At 68.4% G+C, this 17,192-nt stretch carries 20 protein-coding genes; 9 read left to right on the top strand and 11 right to left on the bottom strand.

All coding sequences use genetic code 11. The annotated features are described in order from the left end of the window. Positions 1-178 precede the first annotated feature (178 nt). From AC5L36_RS37655 to AC5L36_RS37645, 3 genes are all read left to right on the top strand, one after another. Entirely contained in the window at positions 179-721 is a 543-nt protein-coding gene (locus AC5L36_RS37655) for an RNA polymerase sigma factor (RefSeq protein WP_441222223.1), read from the top strand. Between the two features lie 23 nt (positions 722-744). Then, positions 745-1,281 carry a GtrA family protein gene (locus tag AC5L36_RS37650; protein ID WP_441222222.1) on the top strand — a complete coding sequence of 179 codons (537 nt, stop codon included), beginning with the start codon at positions 745-747 and terminating at the stop codon, positions 1,279-1,281. A 71-nt stretch (positions 1,282-1,352) separates the two neighbouring features. Further along, positions 1,353-2,015, top strand: coding sequence for a GtrA family protein (locus AC5L36_RS37645; protein WP_441222221.1), 663 nt, complete (start codon positions 1,353-1,355; stop codon positions 2,013-2,015). Between the two features lie 45 nt (positions 2,016-2,060). On the opposite strand, the gene AC5L36_RS37640 is transcribed toward AC5L36_RS37645, so the two are convergent. Genes AC5L36_RS37640 through AC5L36_RS37630 form a run of 3 tightly spaced genes read right to left on the bottom strand, consistent with a single transcriptional unit; the run spans position 2,061 to position 3,799 of the window. Beyond that, positions 2,061-2,630, bottom strand: a complete 570-nt coding sequence (locus tag AC5L36_RS37640; RefSeq protein WP_441222220.1) for a PH domain-containing protein — start codon at positions 2,628-2,630, stop codon at positions 2,061-2,063. 44 nt (positions 2,631-2,674) lie between these two features. After that, positions 2,675-3,535, bottom strand: coding sequence for a biotin--[acetyl-CoA-carboxylase] ligase (locus tag AC5L36_RS37635; protein ID WP_441222219.1), 861 nt, complete (start codon positions 3,533-3,535; stop codon positions 2,675-2,677). A 9-nt stretch (positions 3,536-3,544) separates the two neighbouring features. Next, the gene (locus AC5L36_RS37630; RefSeq protein ID WP_441222218.1) at positions 3,545-3,799 is read right to left on the bottom strand and encodes a hypothetical protein; all 255 of its coding nucleotides are present in this window, start codon (positions 3,797-3,799) and stop codon (positions 3,545-3,547) included. Between the two features lie 81 nt (positions 3,800-3,880). Here AC5L36_RS37630 and AC5L36_RS37625 point away from each other — a divergent pair, with 81 nt between their 5' ends. Next, on the top strand, positions 3,881-5,473 hold the full coding sequence (locus tag AC5L36_RS37625) for an acyl-CoA carboxylase subunit beta (protein ID WP_441222217.1): 1,593 nt from the start codon (positions 3,881-3,883) through the stop codon (positions 5,471-5,473). 655 nt (positions 5,474-6,128) lie between these two features. Here the strand turns inward: AC5L36_RS37625 and AC5L36_RS37620 are convergent. The 6 genes from AC5L36_RS37620 to AC5L36_RS37595 all read right to left on the bottom strand — a co-directional run bounded on the left by AC5L36_RS37620 (position 6,129) and on the right by AC5L36_RS37595 (position 11,775). Continuing rightward, positions 6,129-6,863: a M50 family metallopeptidase gene (locus tag AC5L36_RS37620; protein ID WP_441222216.1), complete on the bottom strand. Its 735-nt coding sequence runs from the start codon at positions 6,861-6,863 to the stop codon at positions 6,129-6,131. Positions 6,864-6,931: 68 nt separating this feature from the next. Further along, complete coding sequence (locus AC5L36_RS37615; RefSeq protein ID WP_441222215.1) at positions 6,932-7,684, bottom strand: GH25 family lysozyme; 753 nt, start codon at positions 7,682-7,684, stop codon at positions 6,932-6,934. Between the two features lie 131 nt (positions 7,685-7,815). Further along, the gene (locus AC5L36_RS37610; protein ID WP_441222214.1) at positions 7,816-8,454 is read right to left on the bottom strand and encodes a peptidoglycan recognition protein family protein; all 639 of its coding nucleotides are present in this window, start codon (positions 8,452-8,454) and stop codon (positions 7,816-7,818) included. Positions 8,455-8,586: 132 nt separating this feature from the next. Beyond that, positions 8,587-9,534: a tetratricopeptide repeat protein gene (locus AC5L36_RS37605; protein ID WP_494909509.1), complete on the bottom strand. Its 948-nt coding sequence runs from the start codon at positions 9,532-9,534 to the stop codon at positions 8,587-8,589. Positions 9,535-9,569: 35 nt separating this feature from the next. Next, complete coding sequence (locus AC5L36_RS37600; RefSeq protein WP_441222212.1) at positions 9,570-9,788, bottom strand: hypothetical protein; 219 nt, start codon at positions 9,786-9,788, stop codon at positions 9,570-9,572. Between the two features lie 40 nt (positions 9,789-9,828). Then, a complete protein-coding gene (locus AC5L36_RS37595) occupies positions 9,829-11,775 on the bottom strand; it encodes a serine/threonine-protein kinase (protein ID WP_441222211.1) in 1,947 nt (648 codons plus the stop codon). 84 nt (positions 11,776-11,859) lie between these two features. On the opposite strand from AC5L36_RS37595, the gene AC5L36_RS37590 reads away from it, so the two are divergent. The 4 genes from AC5L36_RS37590 to mycP all read left to right on the top strand — a co-directional run bounded on the left by AC5L36_RS37590 (position 11,860) and on the right by mycP (position 15,107). Next, positions 11,860-12,060, top strand: a complete 201-nt coding sequence (locus tag AC5L36_RS37590; RefSeq protein WP_441222210.1) for an acyl-CoA carboxylase subunit epsilon — start codon at positions 11,860-11,862, stop codon at positions 12,058-12,060. A 343-nt stretch (positions 12,061-12,403) separates the two neighbouring features. Continuing rightward, positions 12,404-12,817, top strand: a complete 414-nt coding sequence (locus tag AC5L36_RS37585; protein WP_441222209.1) for a hypothetical protein — start codon at positions 12,404-12,406, stop codon at positions 12,815-12,817. 2 nt (positions 12,818-12,819) lie between these two features. Further along, positions 12,820-14,013 (top strand): hypothetical protein, encoded by a 1,194-nt coding sequence (locus AC5L36_RS37580; RefSeq protein WP_441222208.1) that lies wholly within the window; start codon positions 12,820-12,822, stop codon positions 14,011-14,013. A 50-nt stretch (positions 14,014-14,063) separates the two neighbouring features. Next, positions 14,064-15,107, top strand: a complete 1,044-nt coding sequence (gene mycP, locus AC5L36_RS37575) for a type VII secretion-associated serine protease mycosin (RefSeq protein ID WP_441222207.1) — start codon at positions 14,064-14,066, stop codon at positions 15,105-15,107. Positions 15,108-15,129: 22 nt separating this feature from the next. Here the strand turns inward: mycP and AC5L36_RS37570 are convergent, their stop codons facing one another. After that, on the bottom strand, positions 15,130-15,915 hold the full coding sequence (locus tag AC5L36_RS37570) for a hypothetical protein (protein ID WP_441222206.1): 786 nt from the start codon (positions 15,913-15,915) through the stop codon (positions 15,130-15,132). Next, on the bottom strand, positions 15,908-16,405 hold the full coding sequence (locus AC5L36_RS37565) for a SigE family RNA polymerase sigma factor (protein WP_441222205.1): 498 nt from the start codon (positions 16,403-16,405) through the stop codon (positions 15,908-15,910). The genes AC5L36_RS37570 and AC5L36_RS37565 overlap by 8 nt, the downstream gene beginning before the upstream one ends. Positions 16,406-16,512: 107 nt before the next feature. Between AC5L36_RS37565 and AC5L36_RS37560 the strand changes: the two genes are divergently transcribed. Next, the gene (locus tag AC5L36_RS37560; protein ID WP_441222204.1) at positions 16,513-17,178 is read left to right on the top strand and encodes a Maf family protein; all 666 of its coding nucleotides are present in this window, start codon (positions 16,513-16,515) and stop codon (positions 17,176-17,178) included. Positions 17,179-17,192: the final 14 nt, after the last annotated feature.

Below are 17,192 nucleotides of genomic sequence, written 5' to 3'. Positions count from 1 at the left end.
AAGGTACGGCGTTTGTGACTTCTCACGACGTTTTCCGCGCTCCCACGCGCAGTTTCACGCAAACCTTCCTGCGGGCCCCTCACCCCTTCCGGGTACGACCGAATTGCCCTAAGGTGCTGGTTAGCTCCTGTTACGCCTGATTAATCCCCCGGAGGCGACAGTGACTACCCATGTCGAGTTGAGTGACGCACACCTTCTGGCGGCCGTACGCGACGGCGACAGCACCGCGTACGGCGCGCTCTACGCCCGCCACGCCGACGCCGCCAGACGCCTGGCGTACACGTTGGTGCGATGTCCGGCGGACGCCGACGACCTCGTGGCTGAGACGTTCGCGAAGGTGCTCGCGGTGCTCCGCGCCGGGCGCGGCCCGGACGTGGCGTTCCGCGCGTACCTGCACACCACGCTCCGCCACGTGCGCTACGACCGCGTGCGGCGGGACCAGCGGATCGAGTTCACCGACGACCTCACCCGGTACGAACGGGGCGAGCCGTTTCAGGACACGGCCGTGGTGCAGCTCGAGCGGGCCCAGGCGGCGCGCGCCTTCGCCCAGCTGCCCGAGCGGTGGCGCACGGTGCTGTGGCACACCGAGATCGAGGGTGAGCCGCACGCGCAGGTCGCGCCGAGGTTGGGCCTCACCCCCGGCGGGGTGGCGGCGCTGGCGTACCGGGCGCGCGAGCGGCTGCGTCAGATATATGCACGGGAGGCGTCCCATACGGGATGACCGGAGCCGGTACCCTCGACTGCGTGTCCGCAACCGTGACGGGTGAGCCTCCGGCGTCTTCCGACTCCAGACCGGGGCTCTTGCGCCGGCTCTGGGACCGTTTCGGGCACCTTGTCCATGAGCTGGGTAAGTTCGGCACCGTCGGCATCATCGCGTTCGGCGTCGACCTGGTGCTGTTCAACATCGCGCTGACCGTGCTCGACATGGAGTCGCTGACCGCCAAGGTCTTCTCCACGGCGATCGCCGCGAGCGTCGCCTTCGTCGGCAACCGGTTCTGGACCTGGCGCCACCGCGCGCGGTCCAACCTCGCCCGGGAGTACATCCTCTACTTCGTGCTGAACGCGATCGGCCTGTGCTTCAGCCTGCTCACTCTGGCCATTTCCCACTACGGCCTGGGCAGCGTGTGGCCGGTATTCCAAAACCCGATCGTGGATAACATTTCCGCAAACATCGTCGGCACTGCGATGGGCACCACATTCCGCTTTTGGTCCTACCGGCGCTGGGTATTCCTTAATCCCGATACACAGCCCGTGCCCGCGACAGTTACGGAGAGCAAGTAGCGGGCGTGACCTTCAGCAAACCTCCAGCCGGTCGTGGGGACGCGGCCGCCAGACTGCCGTAAGGTGGCCGAATGCGTCTTGTCCGCCTGCTACCGGAGCGTTGGCAGAAGTTTCTCAAGGAGGCGCTGAAGTTTGGCGCGGTCGGTGGCGCCAACACCGTCCTCAACTACGCACTGTTCAACGCTCTGGTGCTGACCGTTCTCGCGGACGGGCAGCTGAAGGCGACGGTCATAGCGACCGTTGTCGCGACCACGTCGTCCTACTTCATGAACCGGCATTGGACGTTCCGTGACCGGTCCAAGTCGGCGATGCGGCGCGAATACTCGCTCTTCTTCCTCTTCAACGCGGCCGGCCTGGTGATCGAGCTGGGCGTGCTGGCCGTCGCCAAGTACGGGCTGGACATCAACGGCCTGCTGGCGCTCAACCTCGTCAAGACCGTCGGCCTCGTGCTCGGCATGGCGTTCCGGTTCTGGTCCTACCGCACGTTCGTGTTCCGGCCGCAGCCGGCGGGCGTCGCGCACCAGCCCCACCTCGACCCGGTCGCCGAGATCGTCGACGCGCTGGAAGAGCCCACCCCGTCGTCGGCCGCCGTGCCGGCGCAGGCCCGCACCGCGGAGTTCGACGAGCTGACCGAGCCGCTGGAGGCCGAGCTCGCCTCGCCGATCGACGACGTGGCGCTCGACGCCGAGCTCGCGGTCGAGCTCGACGCGGCCCGGAGATCCACGGCCCACTGACACATTGAGGGCGCCCTCGCGGGCGCCCTCAAACTTTGCCCCGGCTTACGGCTGCTGGGCTTCCCGGGCCTCCCGGTTGGACTCCCGCATGATGTCGCGCATCTCCTCGTCGCCGAGGCTGTGCTTGTCGTGGTTGGCCTCGATCAGCTCGTAGAGCGTCGTCTGGACCTTTTCCACGGCGGGCATGTCGCGGAGCAGCGACTGGCCGCGCTCACCGGCGGACTCGATCGTGAGCGTGCCGCAGCCGAGCAGGCGCTCGATGAACGTCTGGCTCATCGAGTGGTCGTTGACCCGGCCGAGCGGGATGTCCCGCCGGTCGCGGGAGAAGACCCCGTGTTGCAGGATCACACGCTCGTTGGTGAAGACGTGGTGTGTCGTCCGCCAGACCAGGATCGGCCAGAGCGTCAGCCACAGCACGGCGACGAGCGCCGCAGCGGCGATGACGTAGAGCGTGATGGTGCCACCACCGCCGTCGGGGAGAAAGATCCAGGCGGCAACCAGGCCGACGAGTGCCAACACCAGCACCAGTACCGGCCGGATCGCCTCCTTCCAGTGGGGGTGCATGTGCAGCACGACGTGCTCGTCCTTGGTGAGCACGTCTTCCGGAAAGGCCACGCCAACCTCCTCATTCACATTCGTGACGGGCTGACGGTAGCGCTTCAACGCACGTGGAGCACGTCCCCCGCGGCAACGGATTGGCTGCCGCCGCCTGTCGTGCGGACGACGAGCTGCCCGTCGGCGTCGATGGTGGTGACCTCGCCGGCCAGCTCCGCGCCGGAGGGTAGCCGCACCCGCACGCTCCGGCCGATCGTGCCGCAGTGGTGCCGGTACGCCTCCAGCAGCCCGCACTCGGCGGCGTCACCAGCGGCGAGGCGCCATCGGGCGTACCAGCCGCCGAGCCCGCGCAGCAGCGCCCGCAGCAGCGGGTCACGGTCGGTCATCGCGGCACCGGCCAGCTGGAGCGAGGTGGCCGGCCGGTCCGCGGGCAGCTCGTTCGCGCGCAGCGTCACGTTGAGGCCGATGCCCACCACGACCGCCGGCGCGCCGCCGCTGTCGGGCACGCCCTCGGCGAGGATGCCGGCGCATTTGAGGTCGCCGACCATCAGGTCGTTGGGCCACTTGAGCACCGCGGGCACCTCGGCCAGCCGGGTCGCGGTCTCGACCAGCGCCACCCCGGCCAGCAGGGGCAGCCACCCGTAGGCCGACGGCGGCGCGGCCGGCCACTCCCGCTCGGGCACGGCGACTCCGGGGCGGAGCAGCACGCTGGTGGTGAGGCCCGCGCGTGGCGGCGAGGTCCAGGTGCGCCCCCGACGGCCGCGTCCCGCGGTCTGCGCCTCGGCGACGACCACCAGGCCCTCCGGCTCACCCGCACGCGCGGCCGCCACCGCGTCCGCGTTGGTGGAGCCGGTCTCCGCACGCAGGTCGAGGCGGGTCCACGGCCCGGTCTCGGTGACCAGCGCCGCCTCCAGCCGCCGGGCGTTGAGCGGTGGCCGGTCCAGGTTTGTGTACGGCGAGGTCACCCGCCGAGCCTAATCGCGGTCGACACCCCGCGACACGTACACCGTGCCGCGCTCCGGTGGCACGTAGATGGGACGCGAGCCGTACTCGCCGACGCCGTCGTCCAGGGGGGTGTCGATCGCGTCGTCCTCGGGGCCGACGTAGTGCACCCGCTCGACCGGCGGCGCCTCCGGTTCCCCGTCTTCTTCCAGCCGCCGCCAGAGCGCACGGCGCAGCGCGTAGAGCACGATCGCCCCGCTCACGATGAGCGCGAGACCAATGACCATCACGTCGACTACAACGAACAGGGCATTTGCCGCGAAACGACTCCGGCGACCTGCCGATCCGCCGATCGTTACCATCCAGTAGTGACCGTTCAGGAGAGCGCCGCCCAGATCGACGTACACACCACCGCGGGCAAGCTCGCGGACCTTTCGCGCCGGGTCGACGAGGCGACGCACGCCGGCTCCGCCCGCGCCGTGGAAAAGCAGCACTCCCGTGGCAAGAAGACCGCCCGCGAGCGGATCGCGATGCTGCTGGACGAGGGCTCGTTCGTCGAGATGGACGAGCTGGCCCGCCACCGCTCGACCAACTTCGGCCTGGACAAGACCCGGCCGTACGGCGACGGCGTGGTAACCGGCTACGGCACGGTCGACGGCCGGCAGGTGTGCGTGTTCGCCCAGGACTTCACGGTCTTCGGCGGCTCGCTGGGCGAGGTCTTCGGCGAGAAGATCGTCAAGGTCATGGACCTGGCGATGAAGACGGGTTGCCCCGTGATCGGCATCAACGACTCCGGCGGCGCCCGCATCCAGGAGGGCGTGGTCAGCCTCGGCCTGTACGGCGAGATCTTCTTCCGCAACGTGCGGGCCAGCGGCGTGATCCCGCAGATCTCGCTGGTGATGGGCCCGTGCGCGGGCGGCGCGGTGTACTCCCCCGCGGTCACCGACTTCACCGTGATGGTCGACCAGACGTCCCACATGTTCATCACCGGCCCCGACGTGATCAAGACGGTCACCGGCGAGGACGTCGGCTTCGAGGAGCTGGGCGGCGCCCGCACGCACAACACCCGCTCCGGCAACGCGCACTACCTCGGCACCGACGAGGAGGACGCGATCGACTACGTCAAGGCGCTGCTGTCCTACCTACCGTCGAACAACATGGACGACGCGCCGACGTTCCCGAATTCGTCCTCTTTGGACGTCAGCGAGGACGACCTCGCCCTCGACACGCTGATCCCCGACTCAGCCAACCAGCCGTACGACATCCACCGCGTCATCGAGCACGTGCTGGACGACGGCGAGTTCCTCGAAGTGCACGCGCTGTTCGCGCAGAACATCGTGGTCGGCTTCGGCCGCGTCGAGGGACACCCGGTCGGCGTGGTGGCCAACCAGCCCATGCACTTCGCCGGGTGCCTCGACATCGCCGCGTCGGAGAAGGCCGCCCGCTTCGTACGCACCTGCGACGCGTTCAACATCCCGGTACTGACCTTTGTGGACGTTCCCGGTTTCCTGCCCGGCACGGGCCAGGAGTGGGAAGGCATCATCCGGCGCGGCGCCAAGCTCATCTACGCGTACGCCGAAGCCACCGTCCCGAAGGTCACTGTCATCACGCGCAAGGCGTACGGCGGTGCGTACGACGTCATGGGCTCCAAGCACCTCGGCGCCGACCTCAACTTCGCATGGCCCACCGCGCAGATCGCGGTGATGGGCGCGCAGGGCGCGGTAAACATCCTGCATCGCGCCGCACTGTCCAATGCGGACGACCCGGCGGCGCTACGGGCGGAGCTCGTCACCGAGTACGAGGACACGCTCGCCAACCCGTACGTCGCCGCCGAGCGAGGCTACGTCGACGCGGTCATCCAACCCTCGCATACGCGCGTCCAGATCGTCCGCGCCCTGCGCGCGCTCCGCACGAAGCGAGAGACCTTGCCGCCGAAGAAACACGGCAACATCCCCCTCTAGCGACCTTTCGGAGTCGGGGTGGCTTCGCCCCTGAACCCCTACTTAGACAGAGATTTGAGCTACCGCGATGTGCGTCGTGGTCCAGACCGTTGCGCCCGCGGCGTCACCCGTCCGCCGCTGGTCGCGCTAACCCTGCGCGCAACCGGCGGGGAGCGGATTGAGCTCGCGCCACGCGGTGGTCGACGTTTGTCCACAATGCCCGTTGCCGGATCGGCGATCCGGGAAAGCGGCGGGGTTTCGTCGCCGCGAGTAACCGCTGCGGCGGTGTGAGCGGCGCGAGATTCCAGATCTAGGAGAGTTAGGGCGCCATTTCAGCCCTAACTCTCCTAGATCTCGACGTCCCAACCCCGGGTTGGTCACGCTGCGTCGACTGCCCGCGAAGACCGCCCAGGTGGGCTTGTCCCGCGGACCCGTGGAGGCGTGGGGGTGGCCACTCTGGGGAAGCAGAGCAAATGCATCCCGCGCGCACCTACCCAGCCGGGGCCGTAAAGGCCCGGCGCAGCCGCCGGGGTGAGCGTGACCAGCGGCGGATGGGTAAGGCCGCGGGAGCAGCGGTCTGGACCACGACGGGCATCGCGGTAGCTCACATCTCTGTCTACGTAGGAAGCTACCCCCGGCTCCGGAAGCTCTCGAGTGCGGTGGGCGGGACGGTGACCTACATCAGGTCATCCACGAAGGGCTTGACGAGGAGGTAGCCGCCGAGGGCGAGCGCGCCCAGGTTGACAAGGCCGAAGAAGCCCACCCAGACGAGCCCGGGCACGTGGGTGATGCCGGCCAGTTGGTCGGCGTCGGAGTCGGGCAGCTGGCCGCGGCCGCGGAGGGTTTGCAGCTCGCCGATCGGGCGGACGCCGCCGAGGAGGAGGAACCACACGCCCGCGTACGCGAAGACCGACTGCACGTCCGGCGACGCGAACCACGACACTCCGAAGACGGCGCCGGTGGTGACCACAATGGACACTATGCCGAACGCGTTGCGGATCATCACGAGCATCGCGAGCAGCAGCACCACGGCCACCCACAGCAGGAGGCGGATGCGGTTGCCGGCCAGCAGCCACGCGCCGGCCAGGCCGATCAGCGACGGGGCTATGTAGCCGGCCAGCAGGGTGAACGCCATGCCCGGCCCGGTCGGGCGGCCCGCGGAGAGAGTTAGGCCCGAGGTGTCCGAGTGCAGCCGGATGCCGCGTAGCTTGCGCCCGGTCAGCAGCGCTATCAGTGCGTGCCCGCCCTCGTGCGCGATGGTGATCGCGTTGCGTGCGATGCGCCATGCCATCCGGGTCAGCACAACGGCGAGCGCCGCCACGCCGGTGAGGATCACCAGCAGCAGCGGCGGGTCGGGCTGGCCGCCGAAGAGCCAGTCCCATGCGTCTGTCAAACCGTCTACCGAAGCCACAGCCGGCGAGCCTAGCCGACGACGCTATGAGTGGGGCGGCGCCGACGGCACCGCCCCAGGAAGGACCACTACGTGTTGTTAGCCAGTGCGATCAGACGGTCACGGGCGCCGTTGAAGTGGTTGCGGTCCACGTTGCCGGAGATGCCGGCGACCGAGCCGGTGCTCGTGTACTGCCAGAAGGTCCAGAACGGTGCGCCCGGGGGGAGCGCGCCCACGGTGCTGGCCCAGCGGGCGACCCACAGTGGACTGGTCGCCCACGGGCCGCTCCAGCTGCCGGTGCAGGTGTTCCAGAAGCTGGTGGTCGTGTAGATGACCGCGTGCCGGCCGGTGCGGGCGCGGTACTGGTCGAGGAAGCTCTGCACCCAGCTGCGCATGCCGGCCGTGCTGAGGCCGTAGCAGTAGGCGCCGTAGGGGTTTGCCTCCAGGTCGAGGGCGGCCGGGAGGGTGCGGCTGTCGGCGGACCAGGCGCCGCCATTGCTGGCCAGGAAGTTGGCCTGCACCGCGCCGCTGCTGCGGTCCGGCAGGGCGAAGTGGTAGGCCCCGCGGATCACGCCGGCGTTGTACGCAGCGACGTAGTTGGTGTCGAAGCGGGGGTCTTGGTACGAGACGCCCTCGGTCGCCTTGATGAACGCGAACTGGATGCCGGCGTTGCGCACGCTCGTCCAGTTGATCGCGCCCTGGTGGTTGGAGACGTCGATGCCGGGGGTCGTCGCGGCCATGGCCGGCGTGGCGGAGACACCCACCACCGTCGCGGTCGCGGCCACCATCGCCAGCGCGGCGCCGGCGAGCCGCCGAAGGCCCGTGCGCGTGCGTCTAGCCATGCCATCTGTGCTGGTGCTGGTCATAGTGCCTCCCCAGGACTAGGGACCAACAAGGATGGATATTTCTTGACATCTTTGAAGGAAACTAACCATGATCGCAATAGATCCTGTGGAAATTTTTCGCGGCCGGTTCATGCACCCAGCTCGGCCGCCACGCGCTGGCGCAGCTCGGGCAGGCGGGCGTAGAAGACGTCACCCGGGCACTGAGTCGCCACGTAGTCGCGGTGGCCGACGATCGCACCGAACGGGTCGAGCGAGTACACGTCACAGAGCCACGCGCAGGTGCGTACCAAGGAGTTGAAGAGCGCGGCCGGCGGCGTGGCCGAGACGTAGATGCCCTCGTTTTCGATGCCGATGGTGTGGTCGTTGTGGTTGGCGGTCTGCGCGCCGCTCACGTGCTGGCGCTCGTTGATGGCGCGGAGGCTGAGCTGCCGCCCCTCCATGACGTAGCCGCCGCGGCTGATGGTGAGCTGCTGGCCCGAGTCGATCCACCCGTTCTGGTCCATGTGCAGGTCCTGGATCCACTTCGAGTGGCGGAACGCGGCCGCCAGCGAGTAGTCCGTGGTGTTGGCGCCGGCGGTGTGGTGCACCACGATGTGGTCCGGCTGGCGGTCGAGGTAGCGGATCGACCCGGTGGCCGGCCGGGCGCCCCACTCCGCCCGGGTGTAGACGCGCGGCGGGGTGGCTGCCGCCTCGGCGCGGCCGGCCACGAATACACCGCCGAGCAAGGCACCGGCGGCGCCCGCGAGCAACGTTCGTCGTTCTGGCACGAGAGACCTCCTTCGATGGATGGCAAAAGTTACCGTAGCCATCCATCGATGTGGAGGAAAGTGCCAGCTTCAACGTGATCAAAGCTCCTCTCAAGCGGTTGGAACTGCTTGAGAGGAGCTTTGATCACGAGCTCAGCCTTCGAGGGTGGCCACCACCGCGGCCAGCCGCGTGAAGGCGGTCATGTAGGTGTCGGGCTGGCGCTCGTCCAGCGAACGGACCAGGTGGAGCATGTCGCGCGCCTGGTCGAGGCCCTCCTCGGGCCGGCCCGCCGCGGACATGTGCGCGGCGCGCTCGCCGACCGCGGCGGCCAGCGGCTCGCCCCACTCGGGCGACACCTGCTCCAGCAGCAGCCGGTACACCGTCACGGCGATCGCGCTCGCGCTCGCCGCCTCTTCGTATTCGGCGCGCCGGGCATGTAGGCGGGCGAGCGTGCGGGCGGTCAGCGCGTAGAAGCCGGCCGCGTCGAGCGGCAGCTGGTCGCGCGCGTCGAGGTCGGCGTACCGGCGAAGCGCGTCGTCCGCCGCCGCCATCGCCTCGTCGGGCCGGTCGTCAGCCTCCAAGGCGGACGCCAGCAGGCTCATCGCCCGCGCGATGCCCCGCTCCACGGCCACGTCAGGCGGGAGCGAGAGGTATGTGCTGACCGCGCGCCGGTGGCAGGCGACGGCCTCCTCGGTGCGGCCCAACCCGGTGTACGTGGCGCCCACCCGGGTCTGCGCGTCGGCGTACAGCGGCTCGAACGCCGGGTCGAGCGCGACGAGCTCCTCGTAGATGCGCGAAGCCTCCTGGACCGCGGCCAGCGCGGCCGCCCGCCGGTCCATGCGGTTGAGGACGACCGCGTGGTTGTAGAGGAGCGAGGCCAGCACCCGCTGATGCTGCGGATCGTCCGGCTCGACGGCCGCCAGGTCCCGGCACAGGGTGATGGCTTCCTCACCCTTGCGCCGGGCCCGGTCGAGGTTACCGCTCCGGTAGAGCTCCAGCGCCTCTCCCATCAGCTGGGAGATCTCGTCCTCCTGTGCGGAGTAGCCACGCTGGAACTGCGTCATCCCGTACCCGCCAATCGTCGGTAGGTCGGGCTCCATGGTTCCCGACTGGAGGCGCGGTCAGCAACTGCCAGTTATCGATTGATGACGTTCGGTTGCCGGCGCGGCCGGGCCCTGCCGACCGCCACGGGATGGGGATGGTGCTGCCGCATTGCCCACCAGGCACCGAAGCCGATCACGACTGCGGAGAGGGTGAGCAGCACGACCACGATGCCAAGGCTGTAGAGCAGCAGCACTCCGGTCATCGCCCAGAGCGCCACGCTCGGCTTCAGTACATGCTGTCGGTAGCTCACGCCGTAAGCAGTACCCCTGTACGGCGGCGGTCATGCCGGTTTAGTCGCTCGCGGGGCGAAAACTCTCCACTACCAGGGAGAAGTACTTCAGGTTGGCCTTCCACGTGGAGTCGAGCGTGGACCAGTAGATCCCGTATGCCTGGTTTGGTGAGGTGATGAAGCCGCGGTTGACGACGTGCAGGCGGTTGTTGTTACGGCTCGTGTACGTCCACTCCCAGTCGGCCGCCTTGTCGAAGTAGTCGACCGGCGCGATCTTCACCCGCTTGTAGCCGTTGTAGCCGTCGCGCCGGTCCGCCTCCTGCGAGGTCCAGTCGGCGACCGGGTCGGGCTTGGGCTGGTCGGTCTGGTCGACGCCGAGCACGCGCCCCTCGCCGCCCTGCTCCCGGAAGAACACCATCGTGCCCTCCCGGCTCACCCTCCACCCCGCGGGCGCCGCGACGGAGAAGCCCGTGCTGTCCTTGTAGATGCGCCAGCCGGCCGGCAGCACCACACCGCTCGGGCTCGGCGGAGAGGCACTCGGCGTGGATGGCGCGCCGGTGGTCGGCTCCGCGGCCGCCGTCGTCGGCGGCGCGGCGCTCGTCGCGGCCGGCGTCGGCTTCGTCGTGGCGCCGCCACCGCCGGCCGGTTCACGGTCACCGTTGTTGAGAGCAAGAATCAAAATCAGCGATAGTACGAGCAGGATGGCGGCCCCCGAGACCACTGCGACTCGGGCCAGGCGGGGAGCCGATGGCGGTATCAGCGCCGGAGCGGCCTCCGCCGCCTTCTCGACCGCCTCGTCGTCCTTGCCCGGCACCACCGGCAGCATGGCGTCACCCGGCGTGCGGGGCGCCGGCACGGCGACCTTGGTCTCCCCCTCGTCCCGCTTCGGCGCCTCCGCCGTCTTGGTAGCCCCCTCGGCCGGCTGTGCGGCCGCGTCGGCTTGTTTCGTGGCCGCGTCGGCTCGTTTCGTGGCTGCGTCGGCTGGGTTGGTGGCTGCGTCGGCTGGGTTGGTGGCGATCTCGGCTTTCGCGGCCGGTGCCGCCGCCGCGGGCGGCTTGGCGAGCGCCTTGGTCGGCGGCTCGGCGGCGGCCACCACCGTCGTCGGCTTCACGTCGGGCAACGGATCCCGGCGCTCGATGGCGGACGGCCGGCGTACCCCATCCAGGAGAGAAAGCGTCGCGCGGGGCCGGCGGCCGGCCGCGCGGCGCAACAGGCGCTCCGCTTCGTCCGCGTTGATCCGTGCGGTGGGATCCTTGCGCAGCAGGCCGTTGAGCACGGGCTTGAGCGCGCCACCATGGCGCGGCGTCGGCACCGGCTCCGTCGCGAGCGCGGCCAGCGTGCCGATCGCCGACGGCCGCGCGAACGGCGACTGCCCCTCCACCGCCGCGTAGAGCGTCGCGCCGAGCGACCAGAGGTCGGCCTCCGGCCCGGCCGTGCCATCGCGCGCCCGCTCCGGCGCGATGTACGCCGGCGAGCCGAGCACCAGCCCGGTACGCGTCACGTTCGGGTCGCCCGGCACGGTCGCCAGCCCGAAGTCGGTGAGCACCACACGCCCGTCTTCGGCGAGCAACACGTTGGCCGGCTTGACATCCCGGTGCACCACGCCCGAGCGGTGGGCCGCCCGCAGCGCCCCGAGCATCCCGATGCCGATCTCCGCCGCCCGCGCCGGCGACACCGGCCCGTCGTGTGCGAGCACATCCTGCAACGAACGCGACGCCACGTACTCCATCACGATCCACGGATCGCCGTCGGTGCGCAGGACGTCGAAGATGCGCACGACGTTGACATTGTTGAGCCGCGCGATCGCCCGCGCCTCCCGCAACGACCGCTCGCGCATCTCCTGCCGCTCTTCGGTCGTCAACCCCGGCGGCGGCACCAGCTCCTTGATCGCGACCTCGCGGTGCAACACCTCGTCGCTAGCCTTCCACACCCGGCCCATACCACCCTGACCGAGCGGCTCGAGCAGCCGGTAGCGGTCAGCGACAAGCTGGGTGGGAGTGGGAGACACCCGAAGAACTTACCCGCCCGAGGTGTGACGCACACCGGCGGATGTGAGGGTTTGTGACTGTGTTCTCTCTTGTACGCTGCCTTCATGTCGGAGGCGGAGCCGTTCTTTCGGGTGGTCAAGGGCACTCCAACAGCCGATGAGCTGGCCGCCCTGGTCGGCGCCGTGCTGCTCCGCCGCCGCGCGGCCGCCACCCCCACAGCGCCGGCCACCCCCAGGTCCGCGTGGGCCCGCAGCGCCCGCCCCAACAGCGGCGGCCGGGTGGGCTGGAGATCGTCACTTCGCTAGGGCTCCTCACGCCCGTCTTCCTTGATCCGCGTGAAGGTCTTTCCTTGATCGGCGTGGGCGTCTTTTCTTGATGGGTGTGGGGGTCGTTCCTTGATCGGCGTGGGGGTCGTTCCTTGATCGGTGTGCGTTGCGGCCGCGCGCGAACAGATCGTGGACGCCTACTGCCCCTATGGGGGCAGCTAAATACCACGATCACGAGGCGGAGCCGTCCCCGTCACGCCGATCAAGGGAACAGCCACGCGGGCACCACATTAGGATGCTTGGCGGGCCGCCGTAACTCGTCGACGTCGACTAACCTCATCGGGTAGGACATAAGCCGTTTCGACAGTTTGTCGGAGGCCCGATGGCACGACCAGCGGATGATTCCGGTCCAGCATGGCTCGGCGGCTACGCACAAATCGACGCCGACATCACCCGGATGGAAGAGCTCGCCGCACAGCTACGCGCCGAGGTGGTCGACAACTATGCTGCCCACCTCCCGTACGTCACCGACGACATGGCAATAGATCTTCCCGAGCCGCCAGAATCGTTCGACGAGCTGACCAGCTTCTTGCACGCCCACCGCACGTCACAGTTCAACACTTCTGATCTCGTCTACTTCTACCAAGAAGCCACCTGGGGCCTTGCCACAGCGGCCGCCGAGGTCAGCAAGATGTACGGCGAGACGGACGCCTTCGCGGCGGCAAAGGCCACCGAAGTCGAGTCCGCCCTGGACCGCACCGCCGCCGCCGCGCCGCCTCCCCCTCCGGAAGCCTGACCATGGCCTGGGACCGCAGCGGCGTGCCAGGCGCGCCAGCCCGCACAAGCTGGTACGACCGTGATCTGCCGGCGATGTGGCGCGTGCTGGAAAACCAACAGAGCGACGACCACTGGCGCCTGGTGATCGGCTGGCGCAAAGCCGCGGAGCTGACCGCGACACATCTGCGTCGCCTGGAGCAATACCGCGCCAACCTCGCCGAAGTCTGGCCCCCAGACCGCAACACGGCTGCCGCCGCGTACGTGGCCCGCCTCGACTTCCTGATCCAAAACGTCCGCACCACCCACGAGGTAGCCGCCGCCAACTACTCGACACTGGCAGCAACGGTGGGAGCTCTGGCGTCCGCGCGACGCGACCTGAAGCCGTTACACGACGAGTATGTGGCGAAGTCGCGCGCCCTCCAGGAGTACACAGACCTGGCCGCCCTGAACGCGGCCGCCGAAGCCCCAACGGTGATCGGCGCGGCGCCAGCCAGCAGCCAAGACCTGGAGCGGTTGAACAGCCGGGGACGCGCGATCATGTACACCCTGAGCCACACCCTGGTCGAGGCCGAAGCAGCCATCCGCCAACCCCCTACGTACGAAGCAGTGACGAACAAGAACGGAGGAGACCCCAACGTTTACGGCACCACCGCGAAAGAACCTAGGCTCGGTCGACATTTAGGAGAAACTGGGAACCTCGCACAAGAAACGGTCGGAGGAGCCCGATCCTCCGCCGCCGCCTCGCCTTCGAAATCAGGCGTTGAGGTCTCCGGCTATTCCGTAGTCGCATCGCGCCAGAATCTTGGCGAAACTCCACGACCACTGAGGACGCTGAGGCCGCCGGACCGCGTGACTCCAGAAGGTAGGACGGAGACTAGGAGAGGGCCACTCATCTCAACGGAAGGAACAATTGGTCCGCGCGCTATGCACACCACACCCGAAGCGCAAATCCGACGAGACGACAGGCGAGTAAATCCCGCTGGAGGTCTGATTAGCGGATCACAAAGAAACAACCTTAATGCTAGTCACATTGGATCCACTCCGCCAATCTTCGGCGCAACCAGCAGCCGCCCGGACCGACAAGGCAAGCACACCTCTCCTCATGGACAAGCGGACACCCATTGGGAGCTCAAGGAGGGCGTTCCACCCGTAATCGAACCCATTCGATGGGAAAGAGAAATAGATACCGGACCAGTAATCGGAATAGATCAGTGATATGGAGTAGGTTTAAGGCTATCATCGTTGCCTCCGCCGCAACAACAGTAATGAGCTCTCACGTCATCGACCTTGACAAGATCCGCGATGACCAGTGGCACCTGCAATACCTAAACGCGGTACAGGCCCACGCACACAGTCGCGGCGAAGGGATAACCGTCGCCGTAATCGACACTGGCGTCGATCCCCATCCAGATCTGCGCAACAACCTTCTACCTGGTACCGATGTACTTTCAGGAAAAAGCAACGGTCAGATAGATTCCGATTCTCACGGCACCGGGATAGCTGGACTCATCGCCGCTCACGGTCAAGCATCGAGCAGCGGAGCATTGGGGATCGCGCCTCGGAGCAACATCCTGCCAGTACGGATCGAAAGCCTGGAAAAGCAAGGAAGCAGCGAGGACCTGGCTTCGGGCGTTGAGTGGGCAACCCAACGCACTGCAGATGTAATCAACGTATCTTCTGGCGGGAGCCCGTCGGTGCGTCTTCGTCAAGCAATTGACGCCGCGATTCGCGCAGATATTGTGGTCGTTGCGTCAGCCGGTAACAAGCCGGGTGACCTTGGTGTCAGTTTTCCCGCGGCTTATGACGGGGTGCTTGCCGTGGGGGCTACTGATCGCGAGGGCAACCACGCCGATATATCCGTTACCGGTAAGCAGGTGGCGATCTCCGCGCCCGGCGTGGAAATCTACAGCACCAGCTATAAAGGCCTCTACCGCAAAGGCACTGGGACCTCCGACGCGGCCGCCATTGTATCCGGAGCTGTCGCGCTCGTGCGGAGTAAATATCCGGACCTCTCGGCGCGCGAGGTCGTCCACCGGCTTACCGCGACGGCCACTGACAAAGGGGCGCCTGGGCGGGATGAGCAGTACGGCTATGGTGTCCTCAATCTCGTCGCTGCCCTTACCGCCGACGTGCCGCCCCTAACCTCGGCCACCAACGATCCGAGCACAACTGCCGCCGCCGCGCCGCCAGACGAACATGGTGGGAGCGACCGTGCCGGGATATGGGCCGCGGTCGTGGTGGCGGCATTGGCCGTTGGGGCGACCGCGACGCTCCTCGCGCTACGAAGGCGCCGTCCGCCCACCAGCTAGGGCCCAAGCGAGCGGACGGCGGTCAGCGCAGCCGCGCCGCCATCGCGTCCGCAATGGCTTTTGCGTCGTCTTCCGGCCCAGTCGGATACATCAGCGTTGCGACCAGATTGCCCACTCGCACTACCACCATGTAGTCGACGCTGGCGCGCTCCACCCGGACCAGCAGCGAATCGTCGCCGGCGAAACGTTCTGCGACCACCGTCTGCCGGATCTCGACGCCGCCCGGGTACTGGAATGCCGGGCACGTCGCGATCGCCCGGCGTACGTCGGTCAGGTTGGCCACGGCATCGGGGTAGCTTTCGACGGCCTCCCAGGCGTTCCACATGCCTTTGGAATAGGCGAGGTGGCGCGCGTCATGGCGCTTAGCGATCGTAGGGTAGTCCTCGGCTCTATAGTCGGGGCATCCGCTTACTACCGTCAGCCATGGCCAGTCGGGGCCGTTCGAGCCGCCGTCGTCGATCTCCCCAGAGCTGACACCGCTGATGGCGGTGAAGGCGTCGGGCTTCAGTAGCCGTGAGTCCGTTATGACCGCGGGTGGTCCCAGAGTGGGTGTTGGGGATGCGGACGGTGACTGCCGCGACGTGGGTGGCACGAGCGAGACCGTCGGGGGTTTTGGGTCCTCGCCGGCTGTGCCCAAGGTCCAGCCCGTACCCAGCCCAGCCACCGCGAGCACGGCCGAGCCCGCGGCCAACGCCTGGCGGTGGCTGCGCTGCCGGCCGCGGCGGCGTACCTGTTCGGGCGGGGCGAAGGGTGCCGGGGGCCGGCTGCCGCGCAGTTGCTCGAAGAGGACGGTGAGTTGCTCAGACATGGGTGTCCTCCGTCGGGTCCAGGGATAGGAGGTCGGCCAGCGTGCGGCGGCCGCGGGCCAGGCGGGCCTTGACGGTGCCGGTGGGTACGCCGGTTTCGCGGGCCACTTCCGCCACTGGTAGGCCGACCAGGTGGTGGAGGACGATCGCGACGCGTTGGGGGGTGGGTAGGCGGGCCAGCGCGGCGACCAGTGCGACCGCGTCGGGGTTCGGGCCGGGGATTGCGGGTGGGGGGCCGTGGCGGCGGTGGGCGAGGAGGGCGGTGCGGGCGCGGCGCCAGCGGCTGATGGCGATGCGTCTGGCTACTGTGCGTACCCATGCTTCGGGGTCGCCGTACTCGCGGACGGTCGACCACCGCTGCCATGCCCGCGCGAAGGCCTCCTGCACCGCGTCCTGTGCCTCGGCCGCGTTGCCGGTGACCGCGTACAGGCAGTCGAAGAGGCGTTGGCGGCTCTCGGCGTAGAACGCGTCGAAGCTGTCGATTTCCGGCACGGGCGGCTCCCAGAGTTGCTCCGCGGCGAGGCCGCGGCATCAGAATCTAGTCACGCCCGACCGTGCCGGGCGGTTGCATCGAAGGAGCGGCAAGTACCGTCATCACCGTGCGTACTCGTTCTCACATCCGGCCGCGGCTCGTCCTCGCCTCGGCCAGCCCGGCCCGGCGCAGGCTGCTTCAGGCCGCTGGCATCGAGCCGGAGGTCCTGGTCAGCGGGGTCGACGAGTCGGGCATCGAGGCCGCCAGCGCCGAGCAGCTCTGCCTCGAGCTTGCGCGCCGCAAGGCGCAGGCCGTGGCCGACCGGGTGCTCGCGGCGATCGTCGCCGGTCATCTGCCGCCCGGAGACACGCTGGTGCTGGGGTGCGACTCGGTGCTGGAGTTCCAGGGCGAGGTCTACGGCAAGCCGGGCGACGCGAGTGAGGCGTTCAAGCGGTGGCAGCGGATGCGGGGGCAGTCGGGCGTGCTGCACACCGGTCATTGCGTGATCAAGGGGGACGCGCGCGCGGCCGCGGTCGCCTCGACCGTCGTGCACTTCGCGGAGGTGACCGACGACGAGATCGCGGCGTACGTGGCGACGGGCGAGCCGCTCAACGTGGCCGGCGCGTTCACGATCGATGGGATCGGTGGGGCGTTCGTGGATCGGATCGAGGGCAACGCGGGGACGGTGATCGGGCTGTCGCTCCCGCTCCTGCGCGCGTTGCTCGCCGACCTCGGCCACTCCATCACCGAGCTCTGGAGTCACCGCGTCGAGGCAGGGCCGGCGATCGGCTGAGCCGTGGCCACGGC

Source organism: Phytohabitans sp. LZ39 (assembly GCF_059359075.1).
The sequence above is the reverse complement of the archived record's forward strand: the minus strand, read 5'-3'. Positions and strand labels throughout refer to the sequence as shown.

What these genes read in the sequence shown, in the direction of transcription:
- AC5L36_RS37590 (WP_441222210.1), top strand. Translation starts at nt 11,860, where the DNA reads ATGTCGGAGGCGGAGCCGTTCTTTCGGGTGGTCAAGGGCACTCCAACA.
- AC5L36_RS37570 (WP_441222206.1), bottom strand. Translation starts at nt 15,915, where the DNA reads ATGTCTGAGCAACTCACCGTCCTCTTCGAGCAACTGCGCGGCAGCCGG.
- AC5L36_RS37585 (WP_441222209.1), top strand. Translation starts at nt 12,404, where the DNA reads ATGGCACGACCAGCGGATGATTCCGGTCCAGCATGGCTCGGCGGCTAC.
- AC5L36_RS37580 (WP_441222208.1), top strand. Translation starts at nt 12,820, where the DNA reads ATGGCCTGGGACCGCAGCGGCGTGCCAGGCGCGCCAGCCCGCACAAGC.
- mycP (WP_441222207.1), top strand. Translation starts at nt 14,064, where the DNA reads ATGAGCTCTCACGTCATCGACCTTGACAAGATCCGCGATGACCAGTGG.
- AC5L36_RS37645 (WP_441222221.1), top strand. Translation starts at nt 1,353, where the DNA reads ATGCGTCTTGTCCGCCTGCTACCGGAGCGTTGGCAGAAGTTTCTCAAG.
- AC5L36_RS37615 (WP_441222215.1), bottom strand. Translation starts at nt 7,684, where the DNA reads ATGGCTAGACGCACGCGCACGGGCCTTCGGCGGCTCGCCGGCGCCGCG.
- AC5L36_RS37630 (WP_441222218.1), bottom strand. Translation starts at nt 3,799, where the DNA reads ATGGTCATTGGTCTCGCGCTCATCGTGAGCGGGGCGATCGTGCTCTAC.
- AC5L36_RS37605 (WP_494909509.1), bottom strand. Translation starts at nt 9,534, where the DNA reads ATGGAGCCCGACCTACCGACGATTGGCGGGTACGGGATGACGCAGTTC.